At 65.7% G+C, this 17,089-nt stretch carries 18 protein-coding genes; 14 read left to right on the top strand and 4 right to left on the bottom strand.

The window, feature by feature from the left end; genetic code table 11:
• Nucleotides 1-9: 9 nt before the first annotated feature.
• Nucleotides 10-147: a hypothetical protein gene (locus IV501_RS09300; RefSeq protein ID WP_200555312.1), complete on the bottom strand. Its 138-nt coding sequence runs from the start codon at nt 145-147 to the stop codon at nt 10-12.
• Between the two features lie 33 nt (nt 148-180).
• On the opposite strand from IV501_RS09300, the gene kynA reads away from it, so the two are divergent.
• Genes kynA through IV501_RS09285 form a run of 3 tightly spaced genes read left to right on the top strand, consistent with a single transcriptional unit; the run spans nt 181 to nt 3,292 of the window.
• On the top strand, nt 181-1,035 hold the full coding sequence (gene kynA, locus IV501_RS09295; RefSeq protein ID WP_200555313.1) for a tryptophan 2,3-dioxygenase: 855 nt from the start codon (nt 181-183) through the stop codon (nt 1,033-1,035).
• Nucleotides 1,032-2,048 carry an amidohydrolase family protein gene (locus IV501_RS09290; protein ID WP_200555314.1) on the top strand — a complete coding sequence of 339 codons (1,017 nt, stop codon included), beginning with the start codon at nt 1,032-1,034 and terminating at the stop codon, nt 2,046-2,048. The genes kynA and IV501_RS09290 overlap by 4 nt, the downstream gene beginning before the upstream one ends.
• Complete coding sequence (locus tag IV501_RS09285) at nt 2,045-3,292, top strand: kynureninase (protein WP_200555315.1); 1,248 nt, start codon at nt 2,045-2,047, stop codon at nt 3,290-3,292. Before IV501_RS09290 ends, IV501_RS09285 begins: the two co-directional genes overlap by 4 nt.
• Before the next feature lie 69 nt (nt 3,293-3,361).
• Here IV501_RS09285 and ald read toward each other — a convergent pair whose 3' ends face one another.
• Nucleotides 3,362-4,474 (bottom strand): alanine dehydrogenase, encoded by a 1,113-nt coding sequence (ald, locus tag IV501_RS09280; protein ID WP_200555316.1) that lies wholly within the window; start codon nt 4,472-4,474, stop codon nt 3,362-3,364.
• Between the two features lie 188 nt (nt 4,475-4,662).
• Here ald and IV501_RS09275 point away from each other — a divergent pair, with 188 nt between their 5' ends.
• From IV501_RS09275 to IV501_RS09230, 10 genes are all read left to right on the top strand, one after another.
• Nucleotides 4,663-5,130, top strand: a complete 468-nt coding sequence (locus IV501_RS09275; protein ID WP_200555317.1) for an Lrp/AsnC family transcriptional regulator — start codon at nt 4,663-4,665, stop codon at nt 5,128-5,130.
• Nucleotides 5,131-5,196: 66 nt separating this feature from the next.
• The gene (locus IV501_RS09270; protein WP_200555318.1) at nt 5,197-5,724 is read left to right on the top strand and encodes a toxin-antitoxin system HicB family antitoxin; all 528 of its coding nucleotides are present in this window, start codon (nt 5,197-5,199) and stop codon (nt 5,722-5,724) included.
• Nucleotides 5,721-6,596, top strand: a complete 876-nt coding sequence (locus tag IV501_RS09265; protein WP_200555319.1) for a DUF4097 family beta strand repeat-containing protein — start codon at nt 5,721-5,723, stop codon at nt 6,594-6,596. Before IV501_RS09270 ends, IV501_RS09265 begins: the two co-directional genes overlap by 4 nt.
• A gap of 5 nt (nt 6,597-6,601) precedes the next feature.
• Nucleotides 6,602-7,627 (top strand): ATP-binding cassette domain-containing protein, encoded by a 1,026-nt coding sequence (locus tag IV501_RS09260; RefSeq protein WP_307812190.1) that lies wholly within the window; start codon nt 6,602-6,604, stop codon nt 7,625-7,627.
• The gene (locus IV501_RS09255; protein WP_200555320.1) at nt 7,624-8,466 is read left to right on the top strand and encodes an ABC transporter permease; all 843 of its coding nucleotides are present in this window, start codon (nt 7,624-7,626) and stop codon (nt 8,464-8,466) included. Before IV501_RS09260 ends, IV501_RS09255 begins: the two co-directional genes overlap by 4 nt.
• Before the next feature lie 47 nt (nt 8,467-8,513).
• Nucleotides 8,514-10,910: an ATP-binding cassette domain-containing protein gene (locus tag IV501_RS09250; protein ID WP_200555321.1), complete on the top strand. Its 2,397-nt coding sequence runs from the start codon at nt 8,514-8,516 to the stop codon at nt 10,908-10,910.
• Between the two features lie 122 nt (nt 10,911-11,032).
• Nucleotides 11,033-11,746 (top strand): ABC transporter ATP-binding protein, encoded by a 714-nt coding sequence (locus IV501_RS09245; RefSeq protein ID WP_200555322.1) that lies wholly within the window; start codon nt 11,033-11,035, stop codon nt 11,744-11,746.
• A complete protein-coding gene (locus IV501_RS09240) occupies nt 11,743-13,032 on the top strand; it encodes an ABC transporter permease (RefSeq protein ID WP_200555323.1) in 1,290 nt (429 codons plus the stop codon). Before IV501_RS09245 ends, IV501_RS09240 begins: the two co-directional genes overlap by 4 nt.
• A gap of 19 nt (nt 13,033-13,051) precedes the next feature.
• Complete coding sequence (locus IV501_RS09235) at nt 13,052-13,729, top strand: TetR/AcrR family transcriptional regulator (protein ID WP_200555324.1); 678 nt, start codon at nt 13,052-13,054, stop codon at nt 13,727-13,729.
• Nucleotides 13,730-13,823: 94 nt separating this feature from the next.
• The gene (locus IV501_RS09230) at nt 13,824-14,342 is read left to right on the top strand and encodes a VOC family protein (RefSeq protein WP_200555325.1); all 519 of its coding nucleotides are present in this window, start codon (nt 13,824-13,826) and stop codon (nt 14,340-14,342) included.
• 263 nt (nt 14,343-14,605) lie between these two features.
• Here the strand turns inward: IV501_RS09230 and IV501_RS09225 are convergent, their stop codons facing one another.
• Nucleotides 14,606-15,256 (bottom strand): NAD(P)-dependent oxidoreductase, encoded by a 651-nt coding sequence (locus IV501_RS09225; protein WP_200555326.1) that lies wholly within the window; start codon nt 15,254-15,256, stop codon nt 14,606-14,608.
• A gap of 48 nt (nt 15,257-15,304) precedes the next feature.
• A complete protein-coding gene (locus tag IV501_RS09220) occupies nt 15,305-16,354 on the bottom strand; it encodes a zinc-binding alcohol dehydrogenase family protein (protein ID WP_200555327.1) in 1,050 nt (349 codons plus the stop codon).
• A 73-nt stretch (nt 16,355-16,427) separates the two neighbouring features.
• On the opposite strand from IV501_RS09220, the gene IV501_RS09215 reads away from it, so the two are divergent.
• Nucleotides 16,428-17,012 carry a TetR/AcrR family transcriptional regulator gene (locus IV501_RS09215; protein WP_200555328.1) on the top strand — a complete coding sequence of 195 codons (585 nt, stop codon included), beginning with the start codon at nt 16,428-16,430 and terminating at the stop codon, nt 17,010-17,012.
• The last annotated feature ends 77 nt before the right edge of the window (nt 17,013-17,089 follow it).

Genomic DNA, 17,089 nt, shown 5'->3' with positions numbered 1-17,089 from the left:
CGCGCTGGGCTAGCTCTGGAACAGGCCGGGGATGAGCGTCGGAGAGAACGTGACGCCGATGCCGATCAGAGCCACCACCACGACCACGACGGCCATGAAGGCCAGCAACAGGATGCCCAGATACTTGATGATGCCGAAGAACGTCATGACATCAGTATTCCGTGATTCGAGAGGTATCGCATGACCGACCCCGGCAACACCCGTCCGCTCGAAGACGGAATCGTGACCGACTTCTCGAAGAAGATGAACTACGGCGGCTATCTGGCGCTCGACGAGCTGCTCAGTCTGCAACGGCCGGTCAGTGTGCCGGAGCACCACGACGAGCTGCTGTTCATCATCCAGCACCAGACCAGCGAGCTCTGGATCAAGCTGATGCTGCACGAGCTGCGGTCTGCGCGGCAGGCCTTCCGCGACGACGACATCGGCACGGCACTCAAGCGCATCGCGCGGGTCAAACACATTCAGGAGACGCTGACCAAGCAGTGGTCGGTGCTCGCCACGTTGACGCCAACCGAGTACTCGGAGTTCCGTGACTTCCTGGCGAACTCGTCGGGGTTCCAGTCCTTCCAGTACCGCGCGCTGGAGTTCATTCTGGGCAACAAGAACGCGAAGATCCTCAGCGTGTTCGCCAGCGACCCGGTTTCGCAGGGGATCCTGCAGGAGTTGCTGGACGAGCCGACACTGTACGACGAGTTCCTGCGCTACCTCGCGCGTCTTGGATTCGCCATCCCGCAGGAGGTGCTCGACCGCGACCTGACGAAGGCCTGGACCTTCACCGCCGAACTGGTGCCCGTCTTCCGCGAGATCTACGAGTCGGCCGGCGACAACTGGCGGCTGTACGAGGCCTGCGAGGAACTCGTCGACCTCGAAGACAACTTCCAGTTCTGGCGTTTCCGGCACCTGCGCACCGTGCGCCGCACCATCGGCTTCAAGACCGGTACCGGCGGCTCGAGCGGTGTCGACTTCCTGCAGCGCGCCCTCGACCTCACCTTCTTTCCCGAGCTGTACGCGGTACGCACGGAGATCGGCACGTGAGACTGATCTCGGCGCTCGACTCCTGGGACGGCCGCGGCTTCACCGGCCCCGCGCTGTTCGCGATCGACGGCGAGCGGCTCACGCTCGTCGACACCGAGCCGACGGATGACGACGGCGCAGCCCACGTCGGTGGCACAGTGCACATCAACGGCACCCTGCTCCCCGGCTTCACCGACTCTCACGTCCACCTCGGCCTGGTGGACCCGACCGGACTCGTTCCGGGCGGAATCGCTCGGGTCGTCGACCTGGGATCCGACCCGCGGCTCGTCGCGCGGTGGGCTGCCTCCGACGTCGTCGACGTGGAGTTCGCCGGCGCGTTCCTGACCGCGGCAGGCGGATACCCGGTTGGACGCGACTGGGCTGCGGCAGAGTCGATCCGCGAGGTGATGTCGGCGCGGGAGAGTGCGGCGGCGGTCGACGAGATGGCGGTGGCGGGGGCATCCGTCATCAAGGTCGCAGTGAATAGCAGCGGACCCGTCTGGGACGATCGGATGCTCGCCACCGTCGTCCGTCAGGCGCACGACGCCGGGCTGCCGATCGTCGCCCACGCGGAGGGACCCGGTCAGGCGATGCGGGCGATCCGGGCCGGGGCCGATCGACTCGCCCATACCCCGTTCAGCGAACTGATCTCGGACGACGACGTGAGCGAAGCCACCGAGACCTGCACCTGGATCAGCACGCTCGACATCCACGGCTGGGGCAACCCGACGGCCGAGTATGCGATCGCGCTCGACAACCTCAGCCGCTTCGCCGCGGCGGGTGGACCGGTACTGTATGGCACGGATCTCGGCAATGGTCCACTGCCGGTCGGCATCAACACGCGCGAGCTGGATGCACTGGTGGCGGCGGGGCTCAGCGCCGACGCTGTCGTCGCCGCGATCGCGCCGGGGCCGCTGCAGGGTCGGGTTTCGGTCATCCGCGGCCCGGTCAATCGCGACCGCACCGTGCTCGCCGACTGGCTGAGCACCGCTACCGTCCACTCTGTGCGCGACCTCGAGGAGACCTTCGCATGACCATCAGCATCAGCAGCAGCAAGCATGACAGCGCAGCTCTCGACGCCGCCGACCCGCTCGCCGCCTACGTTGACCTGTTCGTGCCGGGGGAGCACGTCGTCTCCTACCTCGACGGCAACTCGCTCGGGCGCCCGCTGCTCGCCACCCGAGCACGCTTCGACGACTTCATCGTGGGTGACTGGGGCAACCGCCTCATCCGCTCGTGGGATGAACAATGGATGTCCCTGCCGCTCGACCTGGGGGACCGGATCGCCGCGATCACCCTCGGCGCTGCCGCCGGCCAGACCGTCGTCGCCGACTCCACCACGGTGATGCTGTACAAGTTCGTCCGTGCCGCGGTGGACGCACGGCTCGCCTCGTCCGATGCCTCGCGATCCGAGATCGTGGTCGACGTCGCCAATTTTCCGACCGACCGCTATCTGGTCGAGGGCATCGCCGCCGAGCGGGGGTTGACCCTGCGCTGGATCGAGGTCGACCCCGATCGCGGAGTCACCGTGGAACAGGTCACCGACGTGGTGGGCGACCGCACCGCCCTCGTGCTGCTCAGCCATGTCGACTACCGCTCCGGCTACGTCGCCGACATACCGGCGATCACCGCGGTCGCTCACGAGGCCGGGGCACTCGTGCTCTGGGATCTGTGCCATTCGGCCGGCGTCATCCCGATGCAGCTCGACGAGTGGGGAGTCGACCTCGCGGTCGGCTGCAGCTACAAATACCTCAACGGCGGCCCCGGCGCACCGGCCTTCGGCTACGTCGCGGCACGCCTGCAGGGCGAACTCGTGCAGCCGATCCAGGGCTGGATGGGCGCCGCCGACGTCTTCGCGATGGGCCCCGGCTACCGTCCGGCGGAGGGAATGCGCCGTTTCATCAGCGGCACGCCGCCGGTGGTCGGGATGCTCGCCATGCAAGACATGCTGGATGCGATCGAGAGCGCCGGAATCGAGGCGATCCGGGCCAAGTCACTCGCCCTCACGAGTCACGCCTTCGACCTGGTCGAGGAGCTGCTCTCGGAGTTCGGCGTCGGTGTCGTGACGCCGCGCGAGGAGGCCCGTCGGGGCAGTCACGTGACCATCACCCATCCCGAATTCCGGGCCGTGACCCAGACCCTGTGGGCGCAGGATGTCATTCCCGACTTCCGCAACCCCGACGGCATCCGTCTCGGCCTGTCGCCGCTCAGCACCTCGTTCGCCGAACTGCGGGTCGGCGTCGAGGCGATCAGGACAGCGCTGCTCGCGCTGCGCTGAACTGGGCCGCTCGACCCTGATCCCCTCGACCCTGAGCCTCCCAACCCTGAGCCCCTAGATGCTGCTCGGCTAGACCAGAAGCGCGTCGACCTCGGCGAACGCCACCTCGGGAAAGACCTCGGCCGTTCCGGGGTGGGTCAGCGCGCCGGCGACGGTCGAGACCGACTTCGCCAGCGCCGGGTCGCGCCGGGCTGCTTCGCGCCAGCCGAGCGTGGCGACCTGCACGATGTAGGGGAGGGTCGCGTTGGTCAGCGCCGACGTCGAAGTGGACGCGACTCCACCGGGCATGTTCGCCACGCAGTAGAAGATCGACTTCTCGACCAGGTAGGTCGGGTCGTCGTGAGTGGTCGGGCGGGAGTCTTCGAAGCATCCGCCCTGGTCGATCGCGATGTCGACCAGCACCGAGCCCGGCTTCATCCGAGACACGAGGTCGTGTGAGACGAGGGTCGGTGCCTTCTTGCCCGGGAGGAGCACGGCGCCGATGACGAGGTCGGCCTCGAGCACGCTCTTCTCGATTTCGTAGCGGTTGGAGACGACGGTCTTGGCGCGCCCGCCGAAGACCTCGTCGATGTGACGGAGCCGCGGGATCGACAGATCGAGGATGGTGACGTCAGCGCCGACGGCGAGGGCCTGGCCCAGGGCGTTCTGCCCGGCCATGCCGGCACCGATGATGGTGACCTTGGCGGGACGCACGCCGGGCACGCCGCCGAGTAGCACGCCCCGTCCGCCCTGGCTGCCCATCAGGTGGTAGCCGCCGACGAGCACCGAGAGACGCCCGGCGACCTCACTCATCGGAGCGAGGAGGGGCAGAGATCCGTCGGCGAGCTGCACGGTCTCATAGGCGAGGGAGGTGGTGCCCGAGTCGACGAGTGCGCGCACGAGAGCTTCGTCGGCCGCGATGTGGAGGTAGGTGAACAGCAGAAGATCGCTGCGCAGGAAACGGTACTCGGAGGCGACCGGCTCCTTGACCTTGACCACCATCTCGGCCGCCCAGGCGCCGTCGACGTCGACGATGGTCCCACCCGCCGCGGCGTACTCCGCATCCGGGATAGCTGCGCCGAGCCCGGCTCCCGCCTGCACGAGAACGCTGTGGCCGCGGCCGACCAGTTCGAAGACACCGGACGGGGTGAGTCCTACCCGGTCCTCGTGGTTCTTTACTTCCTTTGGAACTCCGATGATCACTGTGATCCCCTGCCGTCGATGTACCGAACCGCGTGCCAGCACACGGCTATCATGTACAGGATTTGTTTCGATGGCATGAAATCGGAATGACATTCGGCAAATCGCCGAATTTTACATTTTTATTCGACGACAGGCGCGTCGAGGAGCTAGCCGGACGCACAGTATTCGCGGCGGGCGAAGGGACGACCATGGACGACATCGACGAGAAGATCGTCTGGGAGCTCTCCCGCAACGCACGCATCTCCAATAAAGACCTCGCCGAACGCGTCGGTCTCGCGCCGTCGACGTGTCTGGGTCGGGTGCGAGCGCTCGAGGAGAGCGGCACCATCCGCTCGTACCATGCTCACCCGGATTGGGCGGCGATGGGACTCAGCGTCGAGGCCATCGTCACCGTGCGACTGCGCGCCCAGGCCCGCGGTCACGTCGACACCTATGCCCAACGCGTGATCACGCTGCCCAATGTGCTCAATGTCTTCTTCCTCGGGGGCGCGGACGACTTCCTCATCCACGTCGCGTGCAGCGATAGTCGTGAGCTGCGGGATTTCGTGGCGCAGCAGCTGAGCATGGACCCGGCGGTCGCCTCGACGCAGACGAACATCGTCTTCGACCATCTCGTGGGGCTCGAACATATGAACAAGACCGCCGCGAAGGACTGACGCACGACACCACGTCGTCGCATAGTGACACTTGCGTGACACCACTTGTGGTGTCACTATGGTGTCATGAACCTTCTTCCCTACATCGAGCGGCTGCATGAGCAGTTGCTCGTCGCCGCGGATGCCGGCGGTGACGACGCGCGCGCGCTTGCCGAGCGGATGACCGCGCCGCTCGAATCCGCCGCCCGGCTGATGCTGCTCGACGCGCTTTCTGGCGCCGCCGCCGAGATCACGGTCGAGCTCGCGCCGGGTTCGGTCGACGTGCGCCTTCGCGGGGTCGATCCCGAGTTCGTCGTGTCGACCCCGACCGCCCCGGAGCCGTCCGCTCTGCAGCCGTCCGCCCTGCAATCTCCGACGGGCGCCGTCATCGACACCGTCGGCTCGGTCGAGGTCGAGGAGGGGAGCACCTCCCGCACGACGCTGCGCCTGCCCGATCACCTCAAATCCCGCGCCGAAGCAGCCGCCGCCCGCGAGGGGCTCTCCGTCAATACCTGGCTCGTGCGCGCCGTCTCCGCCGCGCTGGACGGGCCAGACCGACGCCCGTCGCGCCCCGCGGCCGGCGAACAGAACTTCACCGGATGGACGCGCTCATGACCCCCGCACCGGCCCACACTTTCACCGCTGTCGGGCCCGTCTCGGCCAGGATCGACATCGGCGCCCGCGCCGACATCTGGGTCGCCGCGACCAGCCGTTCCGAGGTCACCGTCGACGTCACGCCCCGCGACCCGTCCAGGGCGCTGGATGTCCGCGCGGCCGAGACGACCGCCGTCACCTTCGAGCACGGACGCCTCGCCGTCACGCTCAAGCACTGGCGCCGCGAAAGCCTGTTCAGCGACGGCGGTGCCGTGGTTGTGGCCGTCGAGGTGCCGATCGGCACCACCCTCGACCTTTATTCCGGGATGGGCAACCTGACCGCGGACGGCGAGTTCGGCGATGCCACGCTGGCCACCGGAATGGGCGAGGTCCACCTCGGCACCAGCGCGGGAATCCGCATCAAGAGCGGGGCGGGCGACATCAGCGTCGACCGCGCCACCGGGCCGGTAGACCTCGCGACCGGGAGCGGCACGATTTCGGCGGGCGAGCTCGAGGGAACCGGCCGCATCAAGAACGGCAACGGCGAGACCACGGTCGGCACGATCGTGGGAACACTGGAGATCAAGGCCTCTAACGGCAACATCGTCGTCGCCCACCTCGATGGCGAGGTGAGCGCACGTTCGGCGAATGGCTCGATCCGCGTGATGGAGGCGGCCCGGGGGTCGCTCAACGCAACCACCACGACCGGCTCGATCCGGGTGGGGGTGCGCCCGGGCACCGCGGCCTGGCTCGATCTGGCCTCCAAGCAGGGGCAGGTTCGCAATCAGCTGGCCGCCGCAGACGCCCCAGCCGACACGTCAGACAGCGTCCGGATCACAGCGCGGAGCGGCTACGGCGACGTGCTGCTGCAGCGCTCTACCGAGGAGGGATAGTAACCGTGCACACCACACCCAGCTCCGCCATTCACGCAACCGGTCTTCGCAAGGCCTACGGCAAGAAATCCGTGTTGGAGGGCGTGGACATCGACGTTCCCTACGGCACGGTGTTCGCCCTGCTGGGGCCGAACGGGTCGGGCAAGACGACCGTCGTACACATCCTCTCGACGCTGATCTCCGCGGATGCCGGCCATGCATCGGTCGACGGCAACGACCTGCGTCGCAACGCCGATGGCGTGCGCTCGGCGATCGGACTCACCGGGCAGTTCGCCGCGGTGGACGGACTGCTCACGGGCGAAGAGAACCTCATGCTGATGGCACGCCTTCGCCATCTGTCGACCCGTGAGGCGAAGCGCCGGGTCGCGGAACTTCTCGACCAGTTCGAGCTGACCGAGGCCGCGAAGAAACCACTCTCGACCTACTCGGGCGGGATGCGGCGGCGCATCGACCTGGCCATGACACTGATCGGCGACCCGCGCATCATCTTCCTCGACGAGCCGACGACGGGACTCGACCCGCGCAGCCGGCACGCGATGTGGACGATCATCCGCGGACTGGTCGCGCGCGGAGTCACCGTGTTCCTCACCACCCAGTACCTCGAGGAGGCGGACCAACTCGCGGACCGGATCGCCGTGCTCGATGGTGGCCGAATCGTCGCCGAAGGCACTGCGGCCGAACTCAAAAAGCTGGTTCCCGGCGGTCGCATCCGGCTGGAGTTCGCGGATGCCACAACGCTCGCCTCCGCCGAGACTCTGCTGCCGGAGGCTCGGCGCCCCGAGGAATCGGACGCGCTCGAGCTGCCGAGCGACGGCGGAATCGATTCGATCCGCACCGTTCTCGACCGCCTAGACGCCGGGGCAATCGAACCGACCGCACTCAGCATCCACACCCCGGACCTCGACGACGTGTTCTTCGCGCTGACAGGCGCTCCGGCCACTGGCACCACCAACAGCGCAGCCACCACCACCAACAGCGCAGCCACCACCGACAGCGCAGACAACACCGACCTGGAAGGGACAGCCCGATGACCACCATCAGTTCGCTCTCTCGCACCCCATCCGTTCGCTCCCACGTCGCCGCCGATTCGGTGACGATGCTCCGGCGCAATCTTCTGCACATGGTGCGGTACCCCGCGCTCAGCATGTTCACGGTGCTCGGGCCCGTCGTCATCCTGCTGCTCTTCGTCTTCGTCTTCGGCGGAGCGCTGGGTGCCGCGGTGCCGGGCCTGTCCACTGCAGCAGGCGCGGCGGCGAGCGACCGCGGTGCATATCTCGCCTATGTGGTCCCTGGCATCCTGGTGATCACCATCGCCGGGGGAGCGGGCGGCACCGCCACGACGGTCGCGATGGATATGCGGGAGGGTGTCGTCGCCCGGTTCCGCACGATGTCGATCTCGCGGGCCGCCGTGCTCACCGGGCATGTGCTGGGCAATCTCCTCCAGGGGCTGATTGCGGTGGCATTGGTCTTCGGCGTCTCGCTGCTGATCGGTTTTCGCCCGACCTCCGGACCGCTGCAGTGGCTCGCGCTGTTCGGCGTCGTGGCGCTCGTGCAATTCGCCGTCGTCTGGCTCGCCGTCGCCATGGGGATGGCCGCGACCTCCGTCGAATCGGCGAGCAATCTGCCGCTCATCCTGGTGATCCTGCCGCTCGTCGGGAGCGGTTTCGTGCCCACCTCGACGATGCCTGCGGCCCTGCAGGCATTTGCGCAATATCAGCCGTTTACCCCGTTCACGGAGACGATTCGCGGCCTGCTTCTCGCCACCCCGATCGGCACGGCTGGCTGGCTGACGCTCGCCTGGAGCCTTGCTATCGCGTTGGCTGGCTATGTCTGGGCGCTCGCCCTGTATAACCGTCGCTCGGTTCGCTAACGCGCTTCGCTGACTGGCTTCGCGGACGCCCCTAGGCTGACTGCACTATGACCTCACACAACGTGACTGCGAACCACGCCGCCGACAGCCACGACCTGATCCGGGTGCAGGGTGCTCGCGAAAACAACCTGAAGGACGTCAGCGTCGAACTGCCGAAACGCCGGCTGACGGTCTTCACCGGCGTCTCCGGCTCCGGCAAGAGTTCCCTGGTCTTCGGCACGATCGCCGCCGAGTCGCAGCGCATGATCAACGAGACCTACAGCTCGTTCGTTCAAGGGTTCATGCCGTCGCAACCGCGGCCGGATGTCGACATCCTCGAAGGACTCACGACGGCGATCATCGTCGACCAGGAACGGATGGGGACGAACTCGCGCTCCACCGTGGGGACTGCCACCGACGCGAACGCCATGCTGCGCATCCTATTCAGCCGCCTCGGTCAGCCCTACATCGGGTCGCCGCAGGCGTTCTCGTTCAACGTCGCTTCCATCTCCGGGGCGGGCGCGGTCACCATCGAACGCGGGGAAGCGACCACCAAGGAACGCCGAAGTTTCAGCATCACCGGCGGTATGTGTCCGCGCTGCGAGGGAATGGGCACGGTCAACGACATCGACCTCAGCCAGCTCTTCGATGACAGCAAGTCGCTGGCCGAGGGGGCACTCACCATTCCGGGATACACGGCGGACGGGTGGGGCGTGCGCATTTTCACGGGCTCCGGCTTTCTCGACGCCGACAAGCCGATTCGCGACTTCACGGAGCGCGAGCGTCACGACTTCCTCTACAAGGAGCCGGTAAAGGTCAAGGTCGGCGACATCAACATGACGTACGAGGGACTGGTTCCCAAGGTGCAGAAGTCGTTCCTCTCGAAGGACCGTGAGGCCATGCAGCCACACATCCGCGCCTTCGTCGACCGGGCGGTCACCTTCACCACCTGCCCGGACTGCGGCGGCACCCGGCTCAACGCGGGCGCACGCTCGTCCCGCATTGCCGGGCTCAACATCGCCGAGGCCTGCGCCATGCAGATCAGCGACCTGGCCGAATGGGTGCGCGGGATCGACGATCCGTCGGTGGCCCCATTGCTCCGTTCACTGCAGGAGACCCTCGACTCCTTCGTGAACATCGGACTCGGCTATCTCTCGCTCGACCGCCCGGCGGGCACGCTGTCCGGCGGCGAGGCGCAACGCACCAAGATGATCCGGCACCTCGGGTCGTCGCTCACCGACGTCACCTACGTGTTCGACGAACCCACCATCGGTCTGCACCCGCACGACATCCAGAGCATGAACGACCTGCTGTTGCGCCTCCGCGACAAGGGCAATACCGTGCTGGTCGTCGAACACAAGCCGGAGACCATCGTGATCGCCGACCATGTCGTCGATCTCGGCCCCCACGCCGGCACCGCCGGCGGCGAGATCGTGTTCGAGGGGAGCGTCGCCGACCTGCGAAAGAGCGACACTCTCACCGGTCGACACCTCGACGACCGCGCGAAGCTCAAGCAGCAGGTACGCGAATCGACCGGCGTGCTCGAGGTGCGCGGCGCCTCGGCGAACAACCTCGACGACGTGGATGTGGATGTCCCGCTCGGCATCCTGGTCGTCATCACGGGTGTCGCCGGGTCGGGCAAGAGCTCGCTGGTGCACGGGTCGATCGCACCGGGGGATGGCGTCGTCGCGATCGACCAGGGTGCGATCCGCGGCTCGAGGCGAAGCAATCCCGCCACATACACCGGGCTGCTCGAACCGATCCGCAAGGCCTTCGCCAAGGCCAACGGCGTGAAGCCGGCGCTGTTCAGCTCGAACTCAGAGGGAGCCTGCCCGAACTGCAATGGCGCGGGCGTGATCTTCACCGACCTCGGTGTGATGGCCAGCGTCTCCACGGTCTGCGAGGTCTGCGAGGGCAAGCGGTTCCAGGCATCCGTTCTCGACTACACGCTCGACGGCAAGAACATCAGCGAGGTGCTGGCGATGCCGGTGGCCGAGGCCGAACTGTTCTTCGGATCCGGTGCGGCGCGCATCCCGGCGGCCCACGCCATCCTGCAGCGGCTGGTCGACGTCGGGCTCGGCTACATCAGTCTCGGGCAACCGCTCACCACCCTCTCGGGCGGCGAGCGGCAGCGGCTCAAGCTGGCGACGCACATGGGGGAGAGCGGTGACCTGTACATCCTCGATGAGCCAACCACCGGGCTGCATCTGGCGGATGTCGAGCAGCTGCTCGGTCTGCTCGACCGACTGGTCGAATCCGGCAAGTCGGTGATCGTGATCGAGCATCATCAGGCGGTCATGGCTCACGCGGACTGGATCATCGACATCGGCCCCGGCGCCGGTCACGACGGAGGCCGGGTCGTGTTCGAGGGCACGCCCGCCGCTCTGATCGCCGATCGCACCACGCTGACGGGGGAGTATCTGGCGGCGTACGTCGGCACGGAGTCTGTGCCCGGCTCCCGCTGACGGAGGAGTGGATTCCAGCTGGCGGGGACTGGACGAGCACGGGTCGAGATCATCCGGATGCCGTAGTCGACTACTCCCTCCGGAGTACTTCAGTGACTGCACAAACTGGTTGACTGTCATGCATGACATCTTCAACGCTTGGCACCGTGCTCGAGACACGGCATCTTTCAAAGTGGTACGGCAAAGGCGACAGTCGTTTTCAGGCTCTCGACGACGTCTCACTGGCTATCGGGCGGGGAGAGTCGCTCGCGATCGTGGGGAAGAGCGGCTCCGGCAAGTCGACGCTCATGCATATCCTCGCGCTACTGGACACGGCCGATGAGGGATCGGTGCTGGTGGATGGGCAGCAGGCCAGCACCCTGTCGACCCGCGCCATCAACAAGCTCCGCAACCGCCGTTTCGGGTTCGTGTTCCAACAGTTCTTCTTGACGCCCGGCTCGTCTGTGCTCGAGAACGTGACTCTGCCCTTGAAAATCGCCGGAGTCCCGGCGAGCGAACGGCGCAGGCGCGGGATGGAGGCTCTGGCCCGGTTCGGTCTGGACGACAAGGCCCGCAACAAGGCCACAGACCTCTCCGGCGGCCAGAAGCAACGCGTGGTCTTGACCCGGGCGCTGGTCGGCCAACCGGATGTCATCTTCGCCGACGAACCGACCGGCAACCTCGACAGCGCGACGGGCGCAATCGTCGAAGACGAGCTGTTCGCCCTCCACCGAGACCACGGCATCACGCTGGTCATCGTGACCCACGATGAGGATCTGGCCGCCCGCTGTGACCGGCAGATCTACGTGCGGGACGGGCGGATCGTCGAATCCGCCGCAGAGGCGGTAACCGCATGAATACCGTCGACCTGATCCGCACCGCCGCCGCCAACACCGTACGCAGCAAACTGCGGACTACGCTCACCGTGCTCGCGCTCTTCGTCGGGGCCTTCACTCTGACCCTGACGACGGCACTCGGAGCCGGAGTCTCTGATTACGTGACTAAGCAGGTCGCCTCGCTCGGTGCGGGAGATGTGTTCCTCATCTCCAAGTCCTCGACTACCGCCGGCACCTCCAGCGGGCCTCAGAAGTACGATCCGGCGACATCCAGCGCGTCGAGCGGCACCGCGAATCCTCTGACCGGGTCGGCGGGAACATTGAGTGCCACAGACATCGACACCCTCAAAGTTATCCCCGGGCTGAAGAGTGTCGACCCGATCGCCCCCGTGTCGATCGACTGGATCTCCGCGCCGTCGAGCGAGAAGTATCAGCTGTCGATCGCCCCGACATCGTCGATCGCGAAATCCGACCTCAAGGCGGGGGAGCAGCTGAGCCCGTCGAGTTCGGAGCGTCAGCTCGTTCTGCCCGATGATTACGTCACAGCGCTTCGCCTCGGCAGCGCCTCGTCTGCGGTCGGAACCGAGGTTACGGTGGGGCTCACCGACGTTCTCGGCACTCGGCACGAAGTGAGCGCAACGGTGGTGGGCATTTCTAACGCGAGCCTGTTCAGCAGCGGTGCCGGAGCAAACGCGGCGCTGGTGAATGAGCTCTCGAAACAGCAGAACGCCGGATCCCAGGCTCCGGCTCGCTATCCGAACGCCGTCGCGCACTTCGACAAGAATGCTTCCGCCGCGACTATCGACGCGCTGAAGAAGAAGGTCGCCGCCCAGGGGATGACGGCGCAAACGATCGCAGACCAGCTCGGGGTCGTTCAAACGATCATCACCGGAATCACGGGCGTGCTGAACGCCTTTGCGATCGTTGCGCTTCTGGCCGCTGCGTTCGGCATCGTCAACACTCTGCTCATGAGCGTGCAGGAACGCACTCGAGAAATCGGGTTAATGAAGGCCATGGGGATGAGCAGCGGGAGAGTGTTCGCCCTCTTCAGCCTCGAGGCGGCGTTCATCGGATTCCTCGGCAGCGCCATCGGGGCGGGCGTGGCGATCCTCGTCGGACTTCCCATCAATGCCGCACTCGGCAGTGGGGCGCTCGCTGGACTCGCCGGTCTCAACCTGCTGCTGTTCCAGCCGGGGTCGATCATCGGCGTGATCCTGCTCATTATTGTCGTAGCATTTCTCGCCGGCACACTGCCTGCCCGGCGAGCGGCCCGCAAGACACCGATCGACGCACTTCGATACGAATAATCAGGAACAGGACGACGTCATGAGACCCACCGCCGATGGTCGCGACACCCGTAATGCCCGGGGTCGCGCCACCGTGCGGTCGATCGAACGCGAGGCGGTGCGGCTGGCCCTCCAACACGGGCCGGCCGCACTGACCGTCGACCACATCTGCGAGGCCGTCGGCATCAGCCAACGCCAATTCTTCAACCACTTCGACACCAAGGACGACGCCCTCCTCGGCTGGGAACTGCCGCACCTCAGCGCAGAACGCCGCCAGGCCTACCTCGATGACCCCGCTGTCGGGGTGCTCACCGGGGCTCTCACCCTGGTAGAACTTCCCACCGAGATCACCGAGGAACAAGAACTCGTGCACGCGCGCCTCCGCGTCATGTCGGCGGCTCCGTGGCTCGCCGCACGACAGACCGCACGCATGCTGCCCATCGCCGGGCAGGTCGCTGCCGTGGTCGAGCTCAAGCTCCGCACGATCGCCGGTGCCGACATCCCGGAAGATCACATCCGTTCGGCCGCGGCCCTCATCACCGCGATGGCGGCAGCGCTCACCCTGCGACCGCCGATGCCTCTGCCCGGCCCGGGCGACACGAATCTGACAGCGACGGCAGATTTACCAGCGATCGCGGCCCCGCCGGGTCTACCGAACCCGGCGGCCACCAGTTCAGAGCTGGAAAATATGCGATGGATCTGGAATCGCCTCCTCTAGCCGCACAAACGCCCCGGCACACTTGTCACACTTGTCATGGGGAAGACGGGTTAGATGTCTAGACATCTAGACACCGCGGTGCAACTATGTAGCTGTGCCATCCCATAAACAACAGTTCAATGTGACGCTTTCACCAGACCTCGTGCGCGCCGTGAAGCATCGTGCGATCGACGAGCAGCACTCGCTATCCGACTGGTTGGAAAAAGCGCTCACCACCTACCTGTCCAAGGAGTCACTCATGACCACGCCACCGGCAGTAACGGTGCAGCCCATGGTGCACGTCAAGAACATGCACGCATCCGTTGCCTTCTACGAGGCGCTCGGCGCGACGATAATCAACGGATCTCGTGACGGAGACTTCGTGCTTCTCGCCATGGGAGAAACTCAGCTTTCACTTCTTGCCCACCCAGCGAATCCCGACCAGGGCGAAGGTGACGTCGAACTCAATTTCGAATCAGCCGATCTTGCACAGCTCGAGGAGGCACTGTCGACACAGGACGTCGACATCGTCTCGTCGGTAACCGACGAAGGCTTCGGGCGCCAACTCCAGCTGCGGGCACCCGGCGGACTACTGATCAAGATCAATGAGCTTGACCCCGAACTCTATGGCTGACCTTCAGCCCTTTTTTCGCGCTGATAATGCACATTATGTCAGCTTGTAATTACTCTATTTGGAAAAAGTGCAATCAGGGTAAAGGCGGATGACACCTCGTCCTCCTCCGCGATTGTCCGTCTGACCAATCGTTTCTCGGACAGAGTGCTGAAATTCTCCGTCGCGGATTGCACTCTCGTTCTCGGGTTCCGCGCGTCCATTCGGCCCATCACGGAGCACGTCGGTTTGCGCGTGGCCGCAGCTCCATTGTGGCGAGCAGGCAATCACGGCTTTCCATACCGGCTCCCGTCGCACGTGTGGATGGCCGTCGCATCCTGGACTGTACGCAGGTTGTATGCGGCGCAGTCTTGGAACGTCGCAATGCTGATCGCGCGCCGCGATCGCTGCAGGACTCCTTTTGACGGACCGTCGGACCCTATCCCGGCGCGATGCACCATCCATTCGATGTCGTTCGCCTCATCGGTGAGATAGCGCATGACGGCCTCATTGTCCCTGTGCTGTCCCTCGAAGCCGCGAGCGACGGTGTGGCGGATGATCCAGAGTACGAGCGGCAGCCGGCGGTGCGGTCTGGCGCTCAGCCCACCGGCCTGATGGAGAAACCGTGAGACGCCGTTGCGCCGCATCGCCGGAACAAGTTTCCGAACGAGGTCGGCGACGATCGTGTGCTCGCGCTGCTCCGCCGCGTTTCCGAGCATCGAGACCACGAAATCTGCTCCGGCAACGAGCGCGTCGAGGTCCGGGATCGAGGTGATGGATCCTTGGATGACGTCGAGATTCGGGTCGGTGATGCCGAATTTCGCGGGGTTGCGTGCCAGGGCGCGCACGCGGAGTCCGTCCTTCAGTGCGAGACGCACGAAGTGCTGTCCCGTCTGGCCGGTGCCGCCAAAGACGAGGACAGTCTTCTGTTGACTCATGGGATGAACCTTCTCTTCTTGTTTAGGTGGGTAAGGGATGAGCCGACGTCAGAGTCGGACGACGAGCTTCGTGGCGGAGATGCCTTCCCTCAGCCGGTCGAGCGCGGCCGGGATGCTCGCGAGCCCATCCCCGACAACGGTCGCGACGGGCTCGGCACGGTACGCGCCACTTGCGAGGGCCGCCGGCAGGAAGTCGCAGTAGATGGCCGGGCCGACCTCGTTGTCTTTCAGGGTGCCACCCCAGATGGTGCTGACGGTGACCCCGCGTCGTCGAGCCAGCCGAGCACGCACGCTCGTGATCGGGCTGGGATTGGTGGTCGAGACGCGTTTGGATCCGGGCAGGCGCGCCGCGATCTCGATGGTCGGCGGCAGGGATCCCGAGCCGATCGCGAGGACGCCCGCGAGCGGCTGGTGACCTATCGCTGCGACGAGTTCATCCACGACGTCCGAGCTCGTGCGGTCGATGACCACAGAGGCTCCGAGCGAACGCAGCCAGTCGAAGTGCTTCGGCGACGATGTCGCAACGACGCGGTAGCCCGCGTTGCGCGCAAGTTGGATGGCGTTGACGCCGACGCTCGTCGACCCGCCCCACACCAGAACTGTCTCGTTCCGGTCGGCGGGGTTCGCTGTCGGGAGTGCGAGCGCAAGCTGATCCTTTTGGAACAGTCCACACGACGCCGTCGACATCGCGAGCGGCAGCACGGCCGCCTGCTTGAACGGGAGCGAGTCGGGGAGCGGGGCGACCATGTGCGCCATCAGCACGACGTAATCCTGGAACGCCCCCTCGGCCGAAGTGTTGCGGGATTTTTCCGTACCCGCAGCGTGCGCCACGACCCGATCGCCGACCTGCAGGCGCGTCACTCCGGCACCGACCTCAACAACCTCGCCCGCGACATCCGATCCGATGACAGCGGGAAAGCTCAGCCACGGCAGCACGAATCGGTAGGCGAAGCCGGGCATGGCGTCGATGAAGTTGACGGCGACGGCCCGCGTTCGCACAACCACCTCGCCCTGCTTCGGGGCCGTGTAGGTCGAAGAGCCGACGGCTAAATCTCCGCCGCGTTTGGGCAGCCACAGTGCCTCATTGATGTAAGTCATGAGCATAGATTAGACGCTGTCTAGAAACTAGTCAATGTCTAGTAAAGTGGTCGGAGTCCGCTATCGTAGAGGCATGTCGGAGCGACCCTTCCATCACGGTAACCTGCGGACGGTCCTGCTCGACCAGGCCGAACTGGCGCTTCGGACCAAAGGCGTCGAGGAGTTATCACTCCGCGAAATCGCGCGCGAGGTCGGCGTCAGTCACGGCGCTCCGCGCAGCCACTTCATCGACCGAAAGGCGTTGCTCGACGCTCTCGCGGAGCGCGGATTTCTCGCGCTCGCGTCCGCCATGCGAGCCGGAGCAGACAGCCGCACCGAGTATGCGGAAAGCCTTCGGGCAGCCGGCCAGGCCTATGTCGACTTCGCTGTCGCCAACGCCGCACTGCTCGACCTGATGTTCGCAGCCAAGATGGACCAGCCGCCCGCAAGCCTGCTTTCCGCCGCCGAGACCCTGTTCTCTACCATCAGCGATGTGATGCAGGCGGGCGTCGAGGCCGGTGTATTTCGCGAGGCTGAGATCGAGCGCCTGACGCTGCTGATGTCAGCGACCATGCAGGGCGTTTCAACCTTTGTCGGCGCCGGTCGCGTGTTACCCGCGGGCGGCGACCAACTCATCGACGACGCGATCGCGCTCTTCCTAGGTCGGCCGATCGAATAGCTTGATCGAGGCGAAGGTCGTCGCCCGAGCAGGGTATTAGCGTCGGCAACGCGAATCGCACACCGTAGCAGGTGGAA

Origin of the sequence: Lacisediminihabitans changchengi (assembly GCF_016634425.1) — a bacterium.
Taxonomy (GTDB): domain Bacteria; phylum Actinomycetota; class Actinomycetes; order Actinomycetales; family Microbacteriaceae; genus Lacisediminihabitans; species Lacisediminihabitans changchengi.
The sequence above is the reverse complement of the archived record's forward strand: the minus strand, read 5'-3'. Positions and strand labels throughout refer to the sequence as shown.